19 protein-coding genes and 1 pseudogene are annotated in these 17,032 nt (G+C 58.4%); 15 read left to right on the plus strand and 5 right to left on the minus strand.

The genetic code is table 11. From position 1 onward, the window contains the following. Nucleotides 1-299, plus strand: a pseudogene (locus E1297_RS41620) (aspartate aminotransferase family protein); the annotation flags it as partial. A 14-nt stretch (nt 300-313) separates the two neighbouring features. On the opposite strand, the gene E1297_RS41625 reads toward E1297_RS41620, so the two are convergent. The 3 genes from E1297_RS41625 to E1297_RS41635 all read right to left on the minus strand — a co-directional run bounded on the left by E1297_RS41625 (nt 314) and on the right by E1297_RS41635 (nt 1,885). Continuing rightward, a complete protein-coding gene (locus E1297_RS41625; RefSeq protein ID WP_155148811.1) occupies nt 314-532 on the minus strand; it encodes a DUF1127 domain-containing protein in 219 nt (72 codons plus the stop codon). Between the two features lie 136 nt (nt 533-668). Beyond that, on the minus strand, nt 669-1,064 hold the full coding sequence (locus E1297_RS41630; RefSeq protein WP_155148813.1) for a carboxymuconolactone decarboxylase family protein: 396 nt from the start codon (nt 1,062-1,064) through the stop codon (nt 669-671). 2 nt (nt 1,065-1,066) lie between these two features. Then, the gene (locus E1297_RS41635) at nt 1,067-1,885 is read right to left on the minus strand and encodes a cyclase family protein (RefSeq protein WP_155148815.1); all 819 of its coding nucleotides are present in this window, start codon (nt 1,883-1,885) and stop codon (nt 1,067-1,069) included. Between the two features lie 199 nt (nt 1,886-2,084). Here E1297_RS41635 and E1297_RS41640 point away from each other — a divergent pair, with 199 nt between their 5' ends. Together E1297_RS41640 and E1297_RS41645 are read left to right on the plus strand one after the other, a co-directional pair. Beyond that, nucleotides 2,085-4,178: a 3-hydroxyacyl-CoA dehydrogenase NAD-binding domain-containing protein gene (locus tag E1297_RS41640; RefSeq protein ID WP_155148816.1), complete on the plus strand. Its 2,094-nt coding sequence runs from the start codon at nt 2,085-2,087 to the stop codon at nt 4,176-4,178. 146 nt (nt 4,179-4,324) lie between these two features. Continuing rightward, entirely contained in the window at nt 4,325-4,741 is a 417-nt protein-coding gene (locus E1297_RS41645; protein WP_155148818.1) for a PaaI family thioesterase, read from the plus strand. A 149-nt stretch (nt 4,742-4,890) separates the two neighbouring features. Here the strand turns inward: E1297_RS41645 and rpe are convergent, their stop codons facing one another. Continuing rightward, the gene (rpe, locus tag E1297_RS41650; RefSeq protein WP_155148820.1) at nt 4,891-5,580 is read right to left on the minus strand and encodes a ribulose-phosphate 3-epimerase; all 690 of its coding nucleotides are present in this window, start codon (nt 5,578-5,580) and stop codon (nt 4,891-4,893) included. A 232-nt stretch (nt 5,581-5,812) separates the two neighbouring features. Here rpe and E1297_RS41655 point away from each other — a divergent pair, with 232 nt between their 5' ends. The 6 genes from E1297_RS41655 to E1297_RS41680 all read left to right on the plus strand — a co-directional run bounded on the left by E1297_RS41655 (nt 5,813) and on the right by E1297_RS41680 (nt 11,707). Continuing rightward, entirely contained in the window at nt 5,813-6,847 is a 1,035-nt protein-coding gene (locus tag E1297_RS41655; protein ID WP_155148822.1) for a DUF4274 domain-containing protein, read from the plus strand. Between the two features lie 113 nt (nt 6,848-6,960). After that, complete coding sequence (gene phnC / locus E1297_RS41660) at nt 6,961-7,782, plus strand: phosphonate ABC transporter ATP-binding protein (protein ID WP_368669835.1); 822 nt, start codon at nt 6,961-6,963, stop codon at nt 7,780-7,782. Nucleotides 7,783-7,850: 68 nt separating this feature from the next. Continuing rightward, complete coding sequence (phnD, locus tag E1297_RS41665; protein ID WP_155148824.1) at nt 7,851-8,753, plus strand: phosphonate ABC transporter substrate-binding protein; 903 nt, start codon at nt 7,851-7,853, stop codon at nt 8,751-8,753. Between the two features lie 66 nt (nt 8,754-8,819). After that, nucleotides 8,820-9,701 carry a phosphonate ABC transporter, permease protein PhnE gene (gene phnE / locus E1297_RS41670; RefSeq protein WP_155148826.1) on the plus strand — a complete coding sequence of 294 codons (882 nt, stop codon included), beginning with the start codon at nt 8,820-8,822 and terminating at the stop codon, nt 9,699-9,701. Further along, nucleotides 9,698-11,065, plus strand: a complete 1,368-nt coding sequence (gene phnE, locus E1297_RS41675) for a phosphonate ABC transporter, permease protein PhnE (RefSeq protein WP_155148828.1) — start codon at nt 9,698-9,700, stop codon at nt 11,063-11,065. The genes phnE (E1297_RS41670) and phnE (E1297_RS41675) overlap by 4 nt, the downstream gene beginning before the upstream one ends. A gap of 24 nt (nt 11,066-11,089) precedes the next feature. Then, nucleotides 11,090-11,707, plus strand: coding sequence for a chloramphenicol acetyltransferase (locus E1297_RS41680; protein WP_155148829.1), 618 nt, complete (start codon nt 11,090-11,092; stop codon nt 11,705-11,707). A 154-nt stretch (nt 11,708-11,861) separates the two neighbouring features. On the opposite strand, the gene phnF is transcribed toward E1297_RS41680, so the two are convergent. Continuing rightward, a complete protein-coding gene (gene phnF / locus E1297_RS41685; protein WP_155148831.1) occupies nt 11,862-12,572 on the minus strand; it encodes a phosphonate metabolism transcriptional regulator PhnF in 711 nt (236 codons plus the stop codon). Nucleotides 12,573-12,675: 103 nt separating this feature from the next. Between phnF and phnG the strand changes: the two genes are divergently transcribed. From phnG to phnK, 6 genes are read left to right on the plus strand one after another with little or no spacing between them, the layout of a single operon-like run. After that, complete coding sequence (phnG, locus tag E1297_RS41690; protein WP_155148833.1) at nt 12,676-13,137, plus strand: phosphonate C-P lyase system protein PhnG; 462 nt, start codon at nt 12,676-12,678, stop codon at nt 13,135-13,137. Next, a complete protein-coding gene (gene phnH, locus E1297_RS41695; protein WP_155148834.1) occupies nt 13,134-13,709 on the plus strand; it encodes a phosphonate C-P lyase system protein PhnH in 576 nt (191 codons plus the stop codon). The genes phnG and phnH overlap by 4 nt, the downstream gene beginning before the upstream one ends. A 3-nt stretch (nt 13,710-13,712) precedes the next feature. Then, nucleotides 13,713-14,804 (plus strand): carbon-phosphorus lyase complex subunit PhnI, encoded by a 1,092-nt coding sequence (locus tag E1297_RS41700; RefSeq protein WP_155148836.1) that lies wholly within the window; start codon nt 13,713-13,715, stop codon nt 14,802-14,804. Further along, nucleotides 14,801-15,397, plus strand: a complete 597-nt coding sequence (locus E1297_RS41705; RefSeq protein ID WP_155148839.1) for an HAD family hydrolase — start codon at nt 14,801-14,803, stop codon at nt 15,395-15,397. Before E1297_RS41700 ends, E1297_RS41705 begins: the two co-directional genes overlap by 4 nt. Then, nucleotides 15,394-16,254: an alpha-D-ribose 1-methylphosphonate 5-phosphate C-P-lyase PhnJ gene (locus E1297_RS41710; protein WP_155148842.1), complete on the plus strand. Its 861-nt coding sequence runs from the start codon at nt 15,394-15,396 to the stop codon at nt 16,252-16,254. The genes E1297_RS41705 and E1297_RS41710 overlap by 4 nt, the downstream gene beginning before the upstream one ends. Next, nucleotides 16,251-17,021: a phosphonate C-P lyase system protein PhnK gene (phnK, locus tag E1297_RS41715; RefSeq protein ID WP_155148845.1), complete on the plus strand. Its 771-nt coding sequence runs from the start codon at nt 16,251-16,253 to the stop codon at nt 17,019-17,021. Before E1297_RS41710 ends, phnK begins: the two co-directional genes overlap by 4 nt. Nucleotides 17,022-17,032 lie beyond the last annotated feature (11 nt).

Genomic DNA, 17,032 nt, shown 5'->3' on the forward strand with positions numbered 1-17,032 from the left:
ATGGGCAGCGGCTGATGGATATGGCCAAGGCAGCGTTGGACGCGCATGGCATCGCGCATCGGATCGTCGGAGACCGTACCCTGTTCGAGATCGTGTTCACTAATGGTGAGATTCGCGATTATCGCGATGTGTTTGGTGCGGATACGGCCAAAGGCGCGAAGTTCAATGCGGTCCTGATGCAAAACGGCATGTTCAAATCGGCAGGCAAGACCTATCCGTCACTGGCGCTGACGGACGCTGATTTCGAACTGTGTGAAGCCGCCTATTCCAAGGCCGCACAGGCGGTTGCCGAAATGTAGCGGGCAGGCGGGGCTCAGTACACGTCTGCCATAACGAGGCGCACAATGTCCTCGCGCTGGATGCCGCGGGCTGCAAGCTCTTCGTCGGTCAGCTCGTGCAGGGCCTTGATTCTGAGGACCTTTGCATTGGCTTCCCCAACGCTGATCAGGGCCTCGTAGATACCGTTGAAGATATCGCCGACGACCGCCAGCAGGTTCATGACGGCTGAACGATGAGATGTGGAATGTGCCATGAGCAGTTCCCCTTTTGGTCTGAAATCGACGCGGGGAACTTAGGCTCTGTGCTGCGGTGCAGCTAGCCGCGTTTGCGAATAGCCGCTGTGCGTTTCGTGCAAATCTGCATTGGAAATGCCAGATTTACGGGCGGGTTCAGGCCGAAAACACCTCATCTGTCGGCACCTGCAGGGCTGTTGCCAGCGCATTGGTCTGGCTCGCCATTGCGATAACTGCAAGCAACTCGCCATACATCTCGTCCGTCATGCCCTTGGCGCGTGCGGCTGCAGAATGTGAATGGACGCAGTATTCGCAGTTGTTTGCCGTCGATACGGCGACATAAAGCAGTTCCTTGACCAACGGATCAAGCGCACCCGGTGCCATCACTGTTTTCAACCGGTTCCATGTCGCGCGCAACAGATCGGGGTCATGGGCTAGCGCGCGCCAGAAGTTGTTGATGTATTCCGTGCCTCGGGTGGCGCGAATATCTTCAAAGACCGCCAGCGCCTCGGCGCTGACGTCTTCGTCCGTCAAAAGGCGAACTGTTGCCATGATCAAACCATCGCAAAGATGCGGGCCGGGCCGCCAGAGCCACCCCGATGGGCTGGAGCTCCAACAACCAGCGTTGCGCCTGTGGCCGGAACCTTGTCGAGATTGGCAAGGTTCTCGATACCGTAGCGGTTGGTTGGCAGCCAGGCATAGTGGGTCGCGAAATCAGCTGACGGCCCGTGATCCAGCGACAGCGTATCAACGGCCATTGCAATGGCCCCGGTGTCTTCCATCAGCATCTGCGCGGCTTCGACGTGGAAGCCGGGAAAATGCATCTTGCCTTCGCCATCGGCATTCCGGAACCCGGGGGTTGCGGTTTTGGGCCCCCAGCCGGAATGCATGGCAATGCAGAACCTTTCGGGGAACGGGCCATTGGTGTCGATCCAGATGTTCAGATCATCAGGCGTGACCTGCGTATCCGGATCATCCTGCGCGCGCTCGGCGATATCCACAACGCACAGCGGGCAAACCAGATTTGAGACCGGGATTTCGTCGACGGACTGACCATCGGCAGAGAAGTGTAGCGGGGCATCAATATGCGTACCTGTGTGTTCGTTCACAGCCAGATTGAACAGATTGAAGCCATGGTCCTTGAAATTGAAGGCCTGGGTCGCCTCGATCCCGGGTTCCCCGAAATAGGTCGGGAATTCGGCGTCATAGACATGGGTCATATCCACAACCTCACCATGGCCCTGTGCCATTGCAGGTGTTCCGGCTGCAGTTCCCAGTGTCGCTCCGGCGGCCATTGCGGCACCGCCTTTGAAAAATGACCGCCGGGACAGCATCCTGTCTTTCACGGCGTTCATCACGCAAACATCACACATAATAAAGCTCCCTGTTCTAAAAATTCTCTGTAGGTCCGGAGTTTGCGCCGGATACGCTGATCAACCTAGCACGAATCCCCGATTGTCCCCTTTATGGGGTTGAACATACCTTTCGGTGCGTTCAATTTATTGCGAAATGCAATTCCGCATAGTGAAATCATGCATCGTGAATGCTGATTTGAAAGAGGAGACAGGGCTGATGTCCCAGGCAGTCGAATATGAACGTATCGGCGAAATCGCGGTGCTTGCGGCAAACAACCCGCCAGTCAATGCGCTGGGTGTTGACGTGCGTCGTGGCCTGCTGGCCGGGATCGAACGCGCCGAAACCGAGGGGGCAAAGGCCGTTCTGATATACGGCAAAGGCCGGACTTTTTTTGCCGGGGCAGACATTCGTGAATTCGGCAAACCACCTCTGGAACCCTTTTTGCCATCGCTGTGCAATCGGATCGAGGCGTCGCCATTGCTTGTCGTCGCAGCCTTGCATGGAACGGCGTTGGGAGGCGGGCTGGAGGTTGCATTGTCCTGCCATTATCGCATCGCTGTCCCCTCGGCCAAAGTCGGACTGCCCGAGGTCAAGCTGGGAATCATTCCCGGTGCAGGCGGGACACAGCGCCTACCCCGCATCACCGGTGTCGAGGCCGCATTGGATGTGATCACCACGGGACGGCAGGTGCAGGCTGATGAGGCTCTGGAATTGGGCGTTGTCGATAAGGTTGAGGACGGCGAACCGCGCGACATTGGTTTGGCCTATGCCCGGGAGTTGCTTGACGTGGATGCGCCACGCCGCGCCGTGGGTGAATTGCCTGTTCCTGATCCGGTAGATTTCGATGCTGCCTATGAATCCGAGTTGAAGAAAGGCCGTGGTCAGTTGTCTCCGGCGGTTGCGGTGCGCGCTGTGCAGGCCTGCTGCGAAGCCGAGAGTTTTGCGGACGGCATGGCGCGTGAGCGAGAGTTTTTCCAAGATCTTTTGGTGTCGGATCAGAGCAAAGGTCTGAGGCATGCCTTTGCCGCTGAACGCACCGTTGGAAAGCTGCCGGAACTGAAAGACGTGGACCCGCGAATGGTGCATCAGATCGGTGTGATCGGTGGCGGTACGATGGGTGCGGGGATTGCCACGGCGGCTTTGCTGTCGGGGTTACCCGTTGTTCTGTTGGAAATGTCCAATGCGGCTGCAATAGCAGCAAAGGAGCGGATCGCAGGAAATCTGGCCGGGGCCGTGAAGCGTGGAAAGCTGAGCAAGGAAGACCACGACGACATTCTGGAGAACAAGCTTGAGCTTGCCACCGGCTACGGTGCGCTGAGCGGTGTTGATCTGGTGATCGAAGCCGTGTTCGAAGACATGGCGGTCAAAAAGCAGGTCTTCACCCAGTTGGATGAGGTCTGCAAAAAGGGTGCGGTTCTGGCGACCAACACCTCATATCTTGATGTGAACGAGATCGCGGCAATGACCAGTCGGCCAGAGGATGTGATCGGGCTGCATTTCTTCTCGCCCGCGCATGTCATGAAGCTGCTGGAGATTGTGGTCGCGGACAAAACCGCGCCTGACGTGGTTGTAACCGGGTTTGCCCTGGGGCAGCGGCTGCGCAAGGTTTCAGTGCGGGCGGGGGTTTGTGACGGCTTTATCGGCAACCGTATCCTGAATACCTATCGCGCCTGTGCCGATCACATGGTTCTGGACGGTGCCAGCCCGTATCAGATCGACAAGGCGCTGACGGATTTCGGTTTTGCCATGGGGCCGTTTGCGGTGTCGGATCTGGCGGGTCTGGATATCGGTTGGGCGGGGCGCAAGCGCCGTCGGACCGAGGGGATGGATCCACGTGCACGCGACAGCTCATACGCAGACAAGCTCTGCGAGGACGGTCATTTCGGTCAAAAGACCGGCAAGGGCTACTACATCTACGAGCAGGGCAAGCGTGGGGGGGTGCCGAACCCGGATGTGATGCCGTTGATCGAGGCGGATCGTGCCGCGCAGGGGATCACGCCGCGGGATTTTTCTGATGAGGAAATTGTACGCCGGTATATGACCGCCATGGTCAATGAGGCTGCTAGGGTCGTGGGCGAAGGTATCGCGCGCCGTCCGTTGGATGTGGATGTGACGCTGCTCTATGGTTACGGGTTTCCGCGTTATCGCGGCGGACCACTGAAATGGGCTGATCTGCAAGGGCTGGCGGGGGTGTTGTCAGATATCCGGAACTGGTCGCAGGAAGATGACTATTTCTGGCAACCGGCACCTTTGCTGGAGCAGCTGGTGGCTGAAGGGCGTAAATTTGACGATCTGAACAAAGCTGGTTGAGAATCTGCCGTCGGCTGGCGAGAGCGTCAGATGTAGTCTCGATGGAAGGCGTGGATGCACGCCGTCAACTCCGTAGCCGTATTGCAAAACGCATTGGCTGATCGCAGTGTTGGCTCGCAGGTTATGTTCGGAGCGGTGGAGTGCACTTGAAACAGAATGACGGAGATCACCCACGGGTCCGGCGGTCGGGCTGCCAGAATGCGGTGGGGTTCGAGATTGATTTGTCCAACCCCGAGGGATGTGCTCGCTGTCACCTCACGATCCGTGAGGATCACCTGAACAGTCAGGGCATTCTGCATGGCGGGATCATCGCCATGTTGCTGGATGTGGCATGTGGGAACACGGCTTCTGCCTGGTTCGATCGCGCAGAGCATCCCATGGTGCTGACGCTTTCGCTGAACACCAGCTACGTTGCAGCAATCAGAAGCGGCCGGGTGACCGCCGTGGGACGACCGTCAGGAGGCGGTCGCAAGCTGGCCCATATCTATGGAGAACTGCACAGTGAGGATGGCGTTTTGATCGCCACGGCAGCAGGAGTGTTCAAGCGCGGTTCCGCAAGATAAAGCACGGAGCTCTTTCGCGTCCGCGCGACATTGGCTTTACTAATCCAGCCAGTGGTTTTGGGCCCGGCATCGCGCAACGCGCGATGCCGGGCCCAACAGACGGAGATGTTCCGTCAGGAACATTAACGACTGGCGGGAGAGTGCCGATGTTAGTCGAGCGCCGTTTCTGCCGCCGCACGAACGGCGCGGATGTTTTCGCCATACACCTCGGGATTGGATACGGAGCCACCCTTGAAGACCGCTGAACCGGCCACCAGAACATCAGCGCCAGCTGCTGCGACCAGTGGGGCGGTTTTTGGGTCGACACCGCCATCGATTTCGATGTGGATCGGGCGGTCTCCGATCATCGACCGCAGTCGGCGGACCTTGTCGGTCATGTCGATGAATTTCTGACCGCCAAACCCCGGGTTCACTGTCATCACGCAGACAAGATCTGCAAGGTCCAGAAGATGCTCAACCGCTTCGGCCGGAGTGCCGGGGTTCAGTGCGACACCGGCTTTCATTCCGGCTGCCCGGATTGCTTGCAGCGTGCGATGGGTGTGAGGTCCGGCCTCGACATGGGCCGTCAGGATATCAGCCCCGGCGTCAGCATAGGCCTGAATGTAAGGGTCGACCGGAGTGATCATCAGATGCACGTCCATTACAGTTTTCACATGTGGCCGAAAGGCTTTTACTGCTGGCGGACCAAAGGTCAGGTTCGGAACGAAATGCCCGTCCATCACGTCGACATGGACCCAGTCGGCGCCCTGCGCCTCGATGGCCTGAATCTCCTGCCCGAAATTGGCGAAATCGGCGGAAAGGATCGACGGAGCGATCTTGATGCTGCGGTCAAAGCTCATGCTGGCCTCGTGGATTGGAGTGCGTTGCGGCTGATATAGGTGGTTTTTGCGGTCGCGGACAGTCGTATCTGCGTTAACGCGGTGCATTGTGGGGCTGCGCATTGGTCTGCAACAACCTGTGCTGTTCACCGCACATTCTGATTTCAGTTGAGGACTTAGGACCTGTACTCGGATTGTCTGACCCGTATCTTCATAACTATATGAAGAGATGAATTAATTCGGGGAACGGGCAATGTTCGGTTTCAGGTCATCCAGAAAAGACGCGCAGGTGCAGGCCGATTATGAAAAAGGCCGGAAGGATGTGCTCTACTCAAAACAGCTCAGTAAACGTGGCCGAAAAATGATGTGCTGGTTGCCAATCGGGCTGATCATGGCTCGGGCAAAAGTGAGTGGTGCGGAGAAACCCGACTTTTCGCTGATTCCCGATTGGGCAAGTCTTGCACCGGTCGAGCGCAAAGCGCTGAGTATTGCGCATCTTGCCATGTACGGGGATGAGGGTGATGTGATCGATGCGATGACTGCCCACCCGCATTTGAGCGGCTGGGTCATGTCCATTCAGCGCAGCGCCAGAAGCTACATGGAAGAACTGGGTAGCAAGACCCTTGATCGTGCGATGCTCGATCATGAATATCTGACCGATTTCGGTAATTGGTCGAATCTAAAGCCCTATCCGCATGCAGAGGGCGCAGCCCGCCTGCCGCATTTCATTGCAGTCCTCGTCTATACGACCCTCTCAGCCGAACTGCGTTTTCTTGACAGGCGATACACCCTTCCCGACCCGGGTTTTGAAATCTCGATCGGTGACAATGGGTTTCTCAACTGGCTTGAAGAATACCGTGATCCGGATTTCTGGCCCGAACTGATCCGGGGAATGAACCCTGATCTGGATTCGGCGCTGCCTGTCATCGGATGGATCGTTAAGCAGCCAGATTGCGATCGTGCTACTGCGGCGATGGCTTTTGTTCTTTTGGGCGGAGACAGCACTGTAGGTAAAAGCAGGGCAGGCCTGCGTAGCCAGCGCGAGAATCTTTGCGCGGATATCTGCGAGCGAGCCGCGAATGGTGGTTATGAGCGTCAGGAGTTGTCATTGGCGGCAGTGGGTCTGGCCGAGGACCCGGCGGAACGGTTTCGAAGATACGCGAACGCCGAGATCAGCGGTGACATTCCTTCACCTGCTGCCCTGTTCGCTGGTTCTGTCGATGGAAGAGCCCCACTAACACCGTTTTACATCCACTCGGAAGATACAGTCGCGCTGGCACTGATCTGACCGTTGGCTGAAGGGCAGCCCACCCGCCGCCGTTACAAAACTTTCATCGCAGTGACACACAGCCGTTGATTCCGAGCTTTAGCTGACCCCCCAACACGATTTGGGGGTGGCACGTGCTGCGCATAGAAAAACTGACCAAGCGCTTCGGCGAAAATGTTGCCGTGGATGCTGCGACGCTTGATGTAGACAAGCCGTGCATGATCGGAATTATCGGGCGGTCCGGTGCAGGCAAGTCGACACTGCTGCGGATGATCAACCGCCTGACGGATTCGAGTGAAGGTCAGATTCTGTTTGAAGGTCGGGACATCACCCAACTGAAAGGTCGCGACAAGCGCGCATGGCAGGCCGACTGTGCGATGATCTTTCAGCAGTTCAATCTGGTACCCCGCCTTGATGTTGTCTCAAACGTTCTGCACGGGACGCTGAACCGGCATTCGACCCTGGCCACAATGTTCAACCTGTTCCCGATGGAGGATATCCACCGGGCAATCGATATCCTGGACCGCCTGGGCATTGCCGAGCATGCGCCTAAGCGGGCCGAAGCCTTGTCGGGCGGCCAGCAGCAGCGCGTCGCCATCGCACGCGCTCTGATGCAGGATCCCAGCATCATTCTTGCGGATGAGCCGATTGCCTCGCTGGACCCGATGAATGCACAGGTCGTGATGCAGGCCCTGCGCCGTATCCACGAAGAGGACGGCCGCACTGTCATTGCAAACCTTCACACGCTGGATACCGCGCGTCGCTATTGCGATCGCGTGGTTGGCATGCGCGACGGGCGCATCGTGTTTGACGGGTTGCCCGAGCAGCTGACCACCGGGGTTGCCCGCGAAATCTATGGCGCCGACGCCAGCTTCTCGGAAGAGGCGACATCGACCGAGATCGAAACGCTCGACGCCACCCAGAAGGCCCTGATGGAAGCCGAGGCCACCATCTGAGCCACCCCCACCACCTTTCATCGCCCGGCCCGATGAGAGGTCGGGGTAATCAAACTGGAGAGAGACAGATGAAAAAACTAATGGCTGCCCTTGTTGCGACCACTGCCATGGCCGCACCTGCAATGGCTCAGGACATCAGCGAGTTCCGCATCGGTATTCTGGGCGGCGAAAACGCTCAGGACCGTCTGAACAACAACGAGTGCCTGCGGGAATACACCGAAGAAGCGCTGGGCGTTGAGACCAAGCTGTTTGCCCCTGCCGACTATAACGGCGTTATTCAGGGTCTGCTGGGCGGCACCATCGACATGGCATGGTTGGGCGCGTCGGGCTACGCAAAAACCTATCTGAGCGATCCTGAGGCGGTTGAGCCGGTTCTGGTCAAAGTGAATGTCGACGGCGGCTACGGCTACTACTCGATCGGGTTTGCACGCAAGGACAGCGGCATCACCTCGCTTGACGACATGAAGGGCAAGACCTTTGGTTTCGGCGACCCGAACTCGACCTCGGGCTATCTGATCCCGTCGATCGAAATCCCGCAGGCCACTGGTGCGACCATGGATTCGGGCGACTACTTTGGTGAAGTGAAGTTCACCGGCGGTCACGAGCAGACCATCGTTGCGGTCAACAATGGCGACGTAGACGGTGGCGTTACCTGGGCTGACGGTCTGGGCAACTGGGAAGACGGCTACAACTCGGGCGCCCTGCGCCGCGCTGTTGATGCCGGTCTGGTCGACATGAACGACATGGTCGAAATCTGGAAATCCAAGCCGATCCCGGAAGGTCCGGTAGTTCTGCGCACCGCGCTGCCTGCGGATGTCAAAGAAAAGATGACTGCCCTGATGGCTGGCCTGCATGAGAAAGACCGCGAATGCTTCTACGGTGTTGCCGCGGGTGAGGCAAAAGCGTTCGAGCCGATCACGCATGACGCCTACGAAATCATCATCGAAGCACGCAAGCTGAAGTCCAACTAAGCCTGCCTATCCAATGATCGGGGTCTGGTATTGAACCGGACCCCGTTTTCCCCTCAGGAGCATTCCATGACAGACCTGACTGCAGGGTCCCAAAGCGTCGATCAGATCCGCGATGAATATACAGCGATGACGCGACGCAAGAGGGTCTATGGTGGTATCCTTCTGATCCTGTTCGTGGCTTTGATGGCTGCGGGATTCCGCACCGCTGACAGCCGCAATGCGGGAAGCTTCACCGACGGCTGGCATCGCATTCTGGACTATCCGGCAGAGGTGCTGTCGGAAGCTTGGGAAAAGATCGGCGCTATGCCGGCGAACCTTGTCGAGTTTTTTCCCGCATTGATCGAGACGCTGAACATCGCGGCGGCGGCGACTTTGGTCGGGACGATCGGCGGAACGTTTCTGGCACTGATGTCGACGCGGGGCATGGCGCTTTGGCCATCCCTGATCCCGGTCTTCCGCCGGATCTCGGATATTTTCCGTGCCATACCCGAGATCGTGATCGCGCTGGTTCTGATTTTCATTCTGGGTGGTGGCCCGATCCCGGCGATGATCGCCATTGCCATTCACACGGCGGGCGCGCTGGGCAAGCTGTTCTCAGAGGTCAATGAAAACGCCTCGCTAAAACCGGTTGAAGGGTTGCAGTCGGTCGGGGCCAACTGGTCGCAGCGCATGTATCTGGGCGTGATCCCGCAAGTCGGTCCGAATTATGTCAGCTACGCCCTGCTGCGTTTTGAGATCAACATTCGCGCCTCGGCCATTCTGGGCTTCGTGGGCGCAGGCGGTCTGGGCTACGAGTTGCGCAACGCCATGTCCTGGGGGCAGGGGCGTTACGATGAGGCCGCGGCCATCTTCATCCTGCTTTTCGTCACCATCGTTATCGTGGATCAGCTGTCCGGGCTGCTGCGCGATCGCCTGACCCACGGGTCGGAAAAAGGAGCTACGGCATGAGTACCTTTGCCACCGACCTGTCGATAGATGACCTCAAGGCCGAGGCTGACCGCCTGTTCAGCCGTAAGCGTATCGTGAACTTTGGTTTGCCGGGATTGGTTGTCCTGTACCTGATCTATGTCTTCTTCGCCTTTGACGTGCCCGGTCTGGCCGAACGCGCCAATTGGGAAAACGGCAAGACGCTGGTTTCGGACAGCTACAGCTACAAAACCCATGTCGAACGCGACAACCGCAATGGTGAAGTTTCGGTTGCCATCGAGGGCGAGCGGAAGGGTGCCTATCCCGAGGGGACCGCGCCGGATTGGGTCGTGTTGGGTGAGACGACCGTAATCGATCTGGAAGACGGACACGTTGTGCGATTTGGTCCCGAGTCGGTCGAGTACGACATCCCGGGTTACGGAAGGGTACGCGCGACACCCAGCCGATCCGCTGGCGTGCAGGCGGAATTGCCGTCAGGGGATGTGCCTGAATGGATCAATGTCTCCAAGAACCGTTTGGCAATCACGACGGATGCGGGCCGTCTGACGGTTACCCGCAACCGATCAGAAGTATTCCGCTATTTCACTGGTTGGGAGCTGTTCTGGTTCACGCTGGATAGCCCGTATTACGGAAAATCCTTCTCGGAGTTGATGGGGCGTGCCGCATCAGGTGAAGCCGGTGCGATCTTCAATGACTTCTGGACCAACAAGATGTGGCGGCATCAGGATGTAGCCTGGGCGATCTTTGAGACCATTCTGATGGCCTTTCTGGGAACCCTTGGGGCTGGCCTGATCGCATTGCCGCTGGCCTTCATGGCGACGCGCAATTTCAATCCGTTGCGGTCGGTACGCTTTGTCACGCGCCGGGTGTTCGATTTTGTCCGTGGCGTGGATGCGCTTATCTGGACGGTTGTTCTGGCCCGGGCCTTTGGTCCCGGCCCGTTGACGGGCGCGCTGGCCATTCTGGTGACGGACACAGGCACATTCGGCAAGATTTTCTCGGAGGCGCTGGAAAATGTGGATCAGAAGCAGATGGAAGGTGTGCAATCCACCGGAGCGAACGCGCCACAGCGCTATCGCTTTGGGGTGATCCCGCAGATCACTCCGGTGTTGTTGAGCCAGTTGCTTTACTTCCTCGAATCCAACACCCGCAGTGCCACCGTGATCGGTGCGATCACTGGCGGCGGGATCGGTCTGCTGCTGACGCAGGCCATCATCACGCAAAAAGACTGGGAAGAGGTTGCCTACTACATCGTCCTGATCATCCTGATGGTGATGCTGATGGATTGGTTCTCGGGCTGGCTGCGCAGACGTCTGATCCAGGGTGAAACCGGAAAGACGCGCAAGCCGCGGGATCGCAAGGGCAAGCCGTTCCTATTGCCGTGACCTAAGAACAAGGACAAAAAGACCATGGCGCGACTGCGTTCCGACCAGCCGTTCATCCATCCCGATTGCCAGATTGCCGGCAGCATCTTTGGCGAGTTTGTCGAGATCGGTGCCGGTACCCGCGTGGCGAATTCCGAGTTCGGCGATTACTCCTATTGCGACCGAACCTGCGACATCGCCAATGCCCGGATCGGCAAGTTTGCGAACATCGCCAGCTTCACTCGGATCGGGGCGACCGATCATCCGATAGAAAAAGCCTCGCTGCATCATTTCCACTATCGGTCAGCTGACTATTGGGACGATGCCGAGGACGATGCCGACTGGTTTGCCCATCGCGCGGGTCGCACAGCGTTTATCGGCCATGACACGTGGATTGGTCATGCCGCGATCATCAAGCCCGAGGTTACCATAGGCCATGGCGCGGTCGTCGCCTCTGGTGCGATTGTCACCAAGGATGTAGCGCCCTACACGATTGTTGCTGGTGTTACTGCACAACCGGTGCGCCGCCGCTTTTCCGAGGATATTGCAGATCGCATGATGGCACTGGCCTGGTGGGATTGGGACAACAGCAGGCTTCGTACTGCCCTGCCAGATTTCCGTGCCATGTCTGCCGAAGCATTTCTGGAAAAACACGAGGCGTGATCTAATCAGCCAAGACAGCTCCCGCGCCCACAGGGACATCGGCTGCGCCGATACCCCTTGGCGGCCTTGGGCCCGGCGCCGCGCATAGCGCGGCGCTATGCCCAACGGGATGAGGCCTCCGTCAGGAGGTTGAAGACGGGCGGGAGCACACCTGTTATTCATCGCTTAGGGTAAGTGTCACGCGCTCACCAGCGAATACGGTCTTGCCATATTCAACGGGCTGTCCGTCAGGATCAGCGTTTACCCCCAGCGAATGCAGCACGGGGGCACCTTCGGTCAAATGCAGATGCAGTGCCTGCGTTGCGCTGGCGGATCGTGCGGTCAGGCGGGTCGAAATACGGGTGTAATCCGGCACCCCGCAGGTTTGTAGGGCCTTTGTAACCGATGCATTTTCGGACAGGGCATCCAGCAGATCGGGAAATCGCTCTGCCGGAAAGACGCTCTGAAACAGACCCACAGGTTGCCCGTCAGCCAGAGACAAGCCGTCATAGACATGAACCGGGTCACCTGTTTGCAGGCCGAGCGCTTCGGCCTCGGCCTCATCAGACGCGCGGGTTGTCAGGGCCAGCACCCGTTTGCCCGGAATCTTGCCGCTGGCCGAGATGTTCTTGTGATATCTGACACGTTTGCCAATCGGGTAGTCGGTGGGGCGAGCCGAAACAAAAACGCCTGCACCGCGCCGGGCATGGACCAGCCCGCGCTCGGCCAGATCGGACAGCGCCCGTCGGACGGTATGCCGGTTTACGCCATGGGTGGCGGCTAATTGCGCCTCGGTGGGCAGTCGGTCGCCAGTGTTGTAGCGGCCCTCGGCAATGTCCGAGGTCAGGGTCAGAGCGATGCTTTTCCAGATCGGTGTTTTGCTCATGTCATAAAAACTTCACGGCTGAGGAGATTGCGACTCGAGATCGACAGGTGTAATATTTGTCTAGTTGTATAGTAAAAATAGACAACCTGGCCAAGAGGCTTTGATGGTGGAACAGACAGATAAATCAGCCGAAGCGCGGCAAGCATGGATGGGTGTGCTGGCCCGGGCGCCGCAGGATGCCCTGATGGCACTATGGGACGGCCTGCAGCTGAACCCGACATATGAATGGCTGCGAGCGCCCGAAATCGGTGGCGTCATGGTGCGCGGTCGCACAGGCGGCACGGGTGCCCCGTTCAATCTGGGTGAGATGACAGTGACGCGATGCTCACTGGTGCTGGAGGATGGCACGGTCGGGCACGGCTATGTGCAGGGCAGGTCCCGGGATAAGGCCCGGATGGCAGCTTTGGTCGATGCGCTGATGCAGACCGGGTCTGCCGACATGGTCCGGGCAAAAGTGATCGATCCGCTGACGATGCAGATGCAGGCCGCCAAAACGGCACGTGCGGCCAAGGCAGCGGCCACCAAAGTCGAGTTCTTCACCATGGTACGCGGAGAAGACCAATGAACGCACAAACCCAATTCTCGGGCGGTTTCCGAAATGCTCCGGTTGATGCCTCACATGCCTTTCGTGCGGCAATGACCGTCATGGCGCGACCCGGAGAGATTCGTGACCTGATTGGTGCTGAGCCCCCTGCACCTTTGTCCATCGCGGCGGGTACGTTGCTGTTGACCCTATGTGATCCTGAAACCCGCGTTCATCTTTCCGGGGAGGCTGATACCGAAGCGGTGCGGAAATGGCTGACCTTCCATACCGGCGCGCCGATTGTTGCGGCAGCCGAGGCCGATTTTGCGGTGGGTCGCTGGGATGATCTCATACCGCTGAACACCTACCAGATCGGTACGTCGGAATATCCTGACCGGTCTGCCACGCTGATCGTGGAATGCGATGCGCTCGAACAGCAGGGTGCGGCACTCAGCGGGCCAGGCATCAGGGACGTGGCGCATCTTTCGCTTCCGGATATCGCTGTCCTGCAAGGCAATGCAGCGCTCTACCCACTGGGATGCGACTTCTTTTTCACCAGCGGAACGCAAGTCGCGGCATTGCCGCGCAGCACGCAGATCAGGGCGGAGGGTTAAGCGATGTATGTTGCTGTCAAAGGTGGTGAGAAGGCCATCGAAAACGCCCATGCCTGGCTGGCTGAGGAACGGCGCGGATCAACGGATGTTACCGAACTGAGCCTTGCGCAGATCCGGGAACAACTGAGCCTTGCCGTGAACCGCGTGATGGCCGAAGGATCCCTGTTCGATCCTGATCTTGCGGCGCTGGCGATCAAACAGGCGCGCGGCGATCTGATAGAGGCGATTTTCCTGATCCGGGCCTATCGCACGACACTGCCGCGATTTGGTTATTCCAATCCGGTTGAAACAGGTGACATGGCGTGTGATCGCCGTATCTCAGCCACTTTCAAGGATGCGCCAGGGGGGCAGGTGCTGGGCCCGACCTTTGATTACACGCACCGTCTGCTGGATTTCAAACTGGCCGCTGACGGAGAGGTGGCTGCTGCGCCCAAAGGTTCTGCCCGGCAAGAGCCAACACCGCATATCACCGAGTTCCTCAAGGGTGAGGATATCATTCAGGACGAACCGCCCAGCGACGCAACACCGGGAGACCTAACGCGCGAGCCGATGGAATTTCCGTCAAACCGGCCACTGCGCCTGCAATCCCTGACACGCGGGGATGAGGGGTTTGTGCTGGGCATGGCTTACTCAACTCAGCGTGGCTATGCCCGCAACCACGCTTTTGTCGGAGAGTTGCGGATCGGCAAGGTCGCTGTTGAGATGGATATCCCCGAACTGGGGTTTGCCATTGAGATCGGCGAGATCGAGTTGACCGAATGCGAAACGGTGAACCAGTTCAAGGGTTCCAAAACCGAACCGCCGCAGTTCACGCGCGGATATGGGCTGGTATTCGGCCAGTCGGAACGTAAATCCATCGCCATGGCTCTGGTAGACCGTGCCCTGCGCTGGGAAGAATTGGGTGAGGACAATCTTGGCGCCCCTGCGCAGGATGAGGAATTTGTCCTCAGCCACTCAGACAACATTCAGGCCACCGGATTCCTCGAACACATCAAGCTACCGCATTACGTGGATTTCCAATCCGAGCTGGAACTGGTCCGCAAACTGCGCCGTGAGGCCGAAGAGCGGATCACACCGAAGGAGGCAGCGGAATGAAGGCCGTCGTTTTTGATATCGGTGGCGTGCTGATTGACTGGCAGCCGCATCTTGCCTGGGTTGAAGTATTGGGCTCAGAAGAGGCCGCACACGCGTTCATTGAGCGCACGGATTTCCTGACGCGTAACGCCCGCGGAGACAACGGCGAACGCTTCGCCGATCTGGCGCAGGAACTTGAGGACCCGCAGGATCAAACCCTGTTTGCCGCTTACGTCGAACTGTACACGCGCACCGTTGAAAACCCGATCCATGGTACATGGGATGTGCTGGAGCGGCTTAAGACGCAGGGAACTCCGGTTCATGCCATCACCAACTGGTCAGCTGAAACTTGGCCGGAAGGGTTGAAGGTTCATCCGCGTCTTGGCGATGTTTTCGGAACGCTTGTCGTTTCGGGGCAGGAGGGTGTGATGAAGCCCGACGCGCGGATTTTCGAGCTGCTCTGCGAACGAGCAGGTATCGCGCCTCAGGACTGCGTGTTCATTGATGACGGTTTGCACAATGTCGAAGGCGCGCGCGCTGTCGGCATGGACGGCATTCACTTTACCACTCCGCGAGCGTTGGAGATTGAGTTGACCGAAAGAGGTTTCCTATGAGCGAGTATAATTTCGCCTATCTGGATGAACAAACCAAACGAATGATCCGCCGCGCCATTCTCAAAGGGCTGGCGGTGCCGGGTTATCAGGTGCCTTTCGCCAGCCGCGAGATGCCGATGCCCTATGGCTGGGGTACGGGCGGAGTGCAGGTTTCTGCCGCAACCCTGACGCCCGAGGATACGTTCAAGGTGATCGATCAGGGTGCGGATGATACGACCAACGCCGTTTCTATCCGTAAGTTCTTTGAAAACACTGCAGGTGTTGAGACCACGGAAGAGACCGAGAAGGCAACGGTCATCCAGACGCGCCACCGTATCCCCGAGGCAACGCTGCGCGAGGATCAGATCATCGTCTATCAGGTGCCGATCCCGGAGCCTCTGCGCTTTCTGGAACCGCGCGAGACAGAAACGCGCAAGATGCACAGCCTCGAGGAATACGGTTTGATGCATGTTAAGCTGTATGAGGACATCAGCCAGCACGGCGCGATCTCGACCGCTTATGCCTATCCGGTGAAAGTCTCGGATCGCTATGTCATGGACCCGTCGCCGATCCCGAAATTCGACAACCCCAAGCTTGAGATGGATGCGATCCAGCTGTTTGGTGCGGGGCGCGAGCAGCGGATTTACGCGGTACCCCCGCATACCAAGGTCGTGAGCCTTGACTTCGAGGATTACCCGTTTGAGGCGACCAAGGCCAATCATCCCTGCGACCTGTGCGGGGCCGAAGACAGCTATCTGGACGAGGTGATCATGGATGACGCAGGCAACCGGATGTTTGTCTGCTCGGACACCGATTATTGCCGGTCACGCCGCGAGGCGGGCCATGTGGGCCGACTGGCCGAGGAGGACGCGGCATGACCCCCCTGTTGCAGGTCAAAGGCATCGAGAAACGCTATGGCGCGCGGATCGGATGCACTGATGTAGATTTCGATCTCTATCCCGGTGAGGTGATGGGGATTGTCGGTGAAAGCGGATCGGGTAAGTCGACGCTGCTGAATTGTCTGGCCGGGCATCTTGAACCCGACGCAGGGCAGGTGGTTTTTGACACCCGTGCCGATGGGCTGGTGGATACGGTCACCATGTCGGAACCCGAGCGTCGGATGCTGAGCCGAACGGACTGGGCTTTCGTGCATCAACATGCGCGTGATGGTCTGCGCATGTCGGTCAGTGCCGGGGGCAACATCGGAGAGCGGCTGATGGCCGTCGGTGACCGGCACTATGGTGATATCCGCGATAAGGCAATCGACTGGCTTGGGCGGGTCGAGATTGAAGCGGCGCGGGTTGATGAACGGCCAACAGCGTTTTCGGGCGGGATGCAACAGCGCCTGCAGATTGCGCGCAATCTGGTGACCGGCCCCCGGCTGGTGTTTATGGACGAACCAACGGGTGGGCTGGATGTTTCGGTTCAGGCGCGTTTGCTGGACCTGCTGCGCGGGCTGGTGCGCGAAATGGGGCTGAGCGCCATCATTGTAACCCATGATCTGGCGGTGGTTCGCCTTTTGGCGGACCGGTTGATGGTGATGAAAGATGGCCACGTGGTCGAGGCCGGGCTAACCGATCAAGTGTTGGATGATCCACAGCATGCCTACACTCAATTGCTGGTCTCCAGCGTGCTGCAGGTGTGAGGGCGAGGAAG

It is taken from the genome of Roseibium sp. RKSG952 (genome assembly GCF_009711355.1).

Bases quoted from the DNA above. Each gene is read 5' to 3' on its own strand.
- E1297_RS41705 (WP_155148839.1), top strand. From the start codon at position 14,801: ATGAAGGCCGTCGTTTTTGATATCGGTGGCGTGCTGATTGACTGGCAG.
- E1297_RS41700 (WP_155148836.1), top strand. From the start codon at position 13,713: ATGTATGTTGCTGTCAAAGGTGGTGAGAAGGCCATCGAAAACGCCCAT.
- E1297_RS41710 (WP_155148842.1), top strand. From the start codon at position 15,394: ATGAGCGAGTATAATTTCGCCTATCTGGATGAACAAACCAAACGAATG.
- phnD (WP_155148824.1), top strand. From the start codon at position 7,851: ATGAAAAAACTAATGGCTGCCCTTGTTGCGACCACTGCCATGGCCGCA.
- E1297_RS41630 (WP_155148813.1), bottom strand. From the start codon at position 1,064: ATGGCAACAGTTCGCCTTTTGACGGACGAAGACGTCAGCGCCGAGGCG.
- phnK (WP_155148845.1), top strand. From the start codon at position 16,251: ATGACCCCCCTGTTGCAGGTCAAAGGCATCGAGAAACGCTATGGCGCG.
- phnF (WP_155148831.1), bottom strand. From the start codon at position 12,572: ATGAGCAAAACACCGATCTGGAAAAGCATCGCTCTGACCCTGACCTCG.
- E1297_RS41640 (WP_155148816.1), top strand. From the start codon at position 2,085: ATGTCCCAGGCAGTCGAATATGAACGTATCGGCGAAATCGCGGTGCTT.
- phnG (WP_155148833.1), top strand. From the start codon at position 12,676: ATGGTGGAACAGACAGATAAATCAGCCGAAGCGCGGCAAGCATGGATG.
- phnH (WP_155148834.1), top strand. From the start codon at position 13,134: ATGAACGCACAAACCCAATTCTCGGGCGGTTTCCGAAATGCTCCGGTT.
- phnE (WP_155148826.1), top strand. From the start codon at position 8,820: ATGACAGACCTGACTGCAGGGTCCCAAAGCGTCGATCAGATCCGCGAT.
- E1297_RS41655 (WP_155148822.1), top strand. From the start codon at position 5,813: ATGTTCGGTTTCAGGTCATCCAGAAAAGACGCGCAGGTGCAGGCCGAT.
- phnE (WP_155148828.1), top strand. From the start codon at position 9,698: ATGAGTACCTTTGCCACCGACCTGTCGATAGATGACCTCAAGGCCGAG.
- E1297_RS41680 (WP_155148829.1), top strand. From the start codon at position 11,090: ATGGCGCGACTGCGTTCCGACCAGCCGTTCATCCATCCCGATTGCCAG.
- E1297_RS41635 (WP_155148815.1), bottom strand. From the start codon at position 1,885: ATGTGTGATGTTTGCGTGATGAACGCCGTGAAAGACAGGATGCTGTCC.
- rpe (WP_155148820.1), bottom strand. From the start codon at position 5,580: ATGAGCTTTGACCGCAGCATCAAGATCGCTCCGTCGATCCTTTCCGCC.
- E1297_RS41625 (WP_155148811.1), bottom strand. From the start codon at position 532: ATGGCACATTCCACATCTCATCGTTCAGCCGTCATGAACCTGCTGGCG.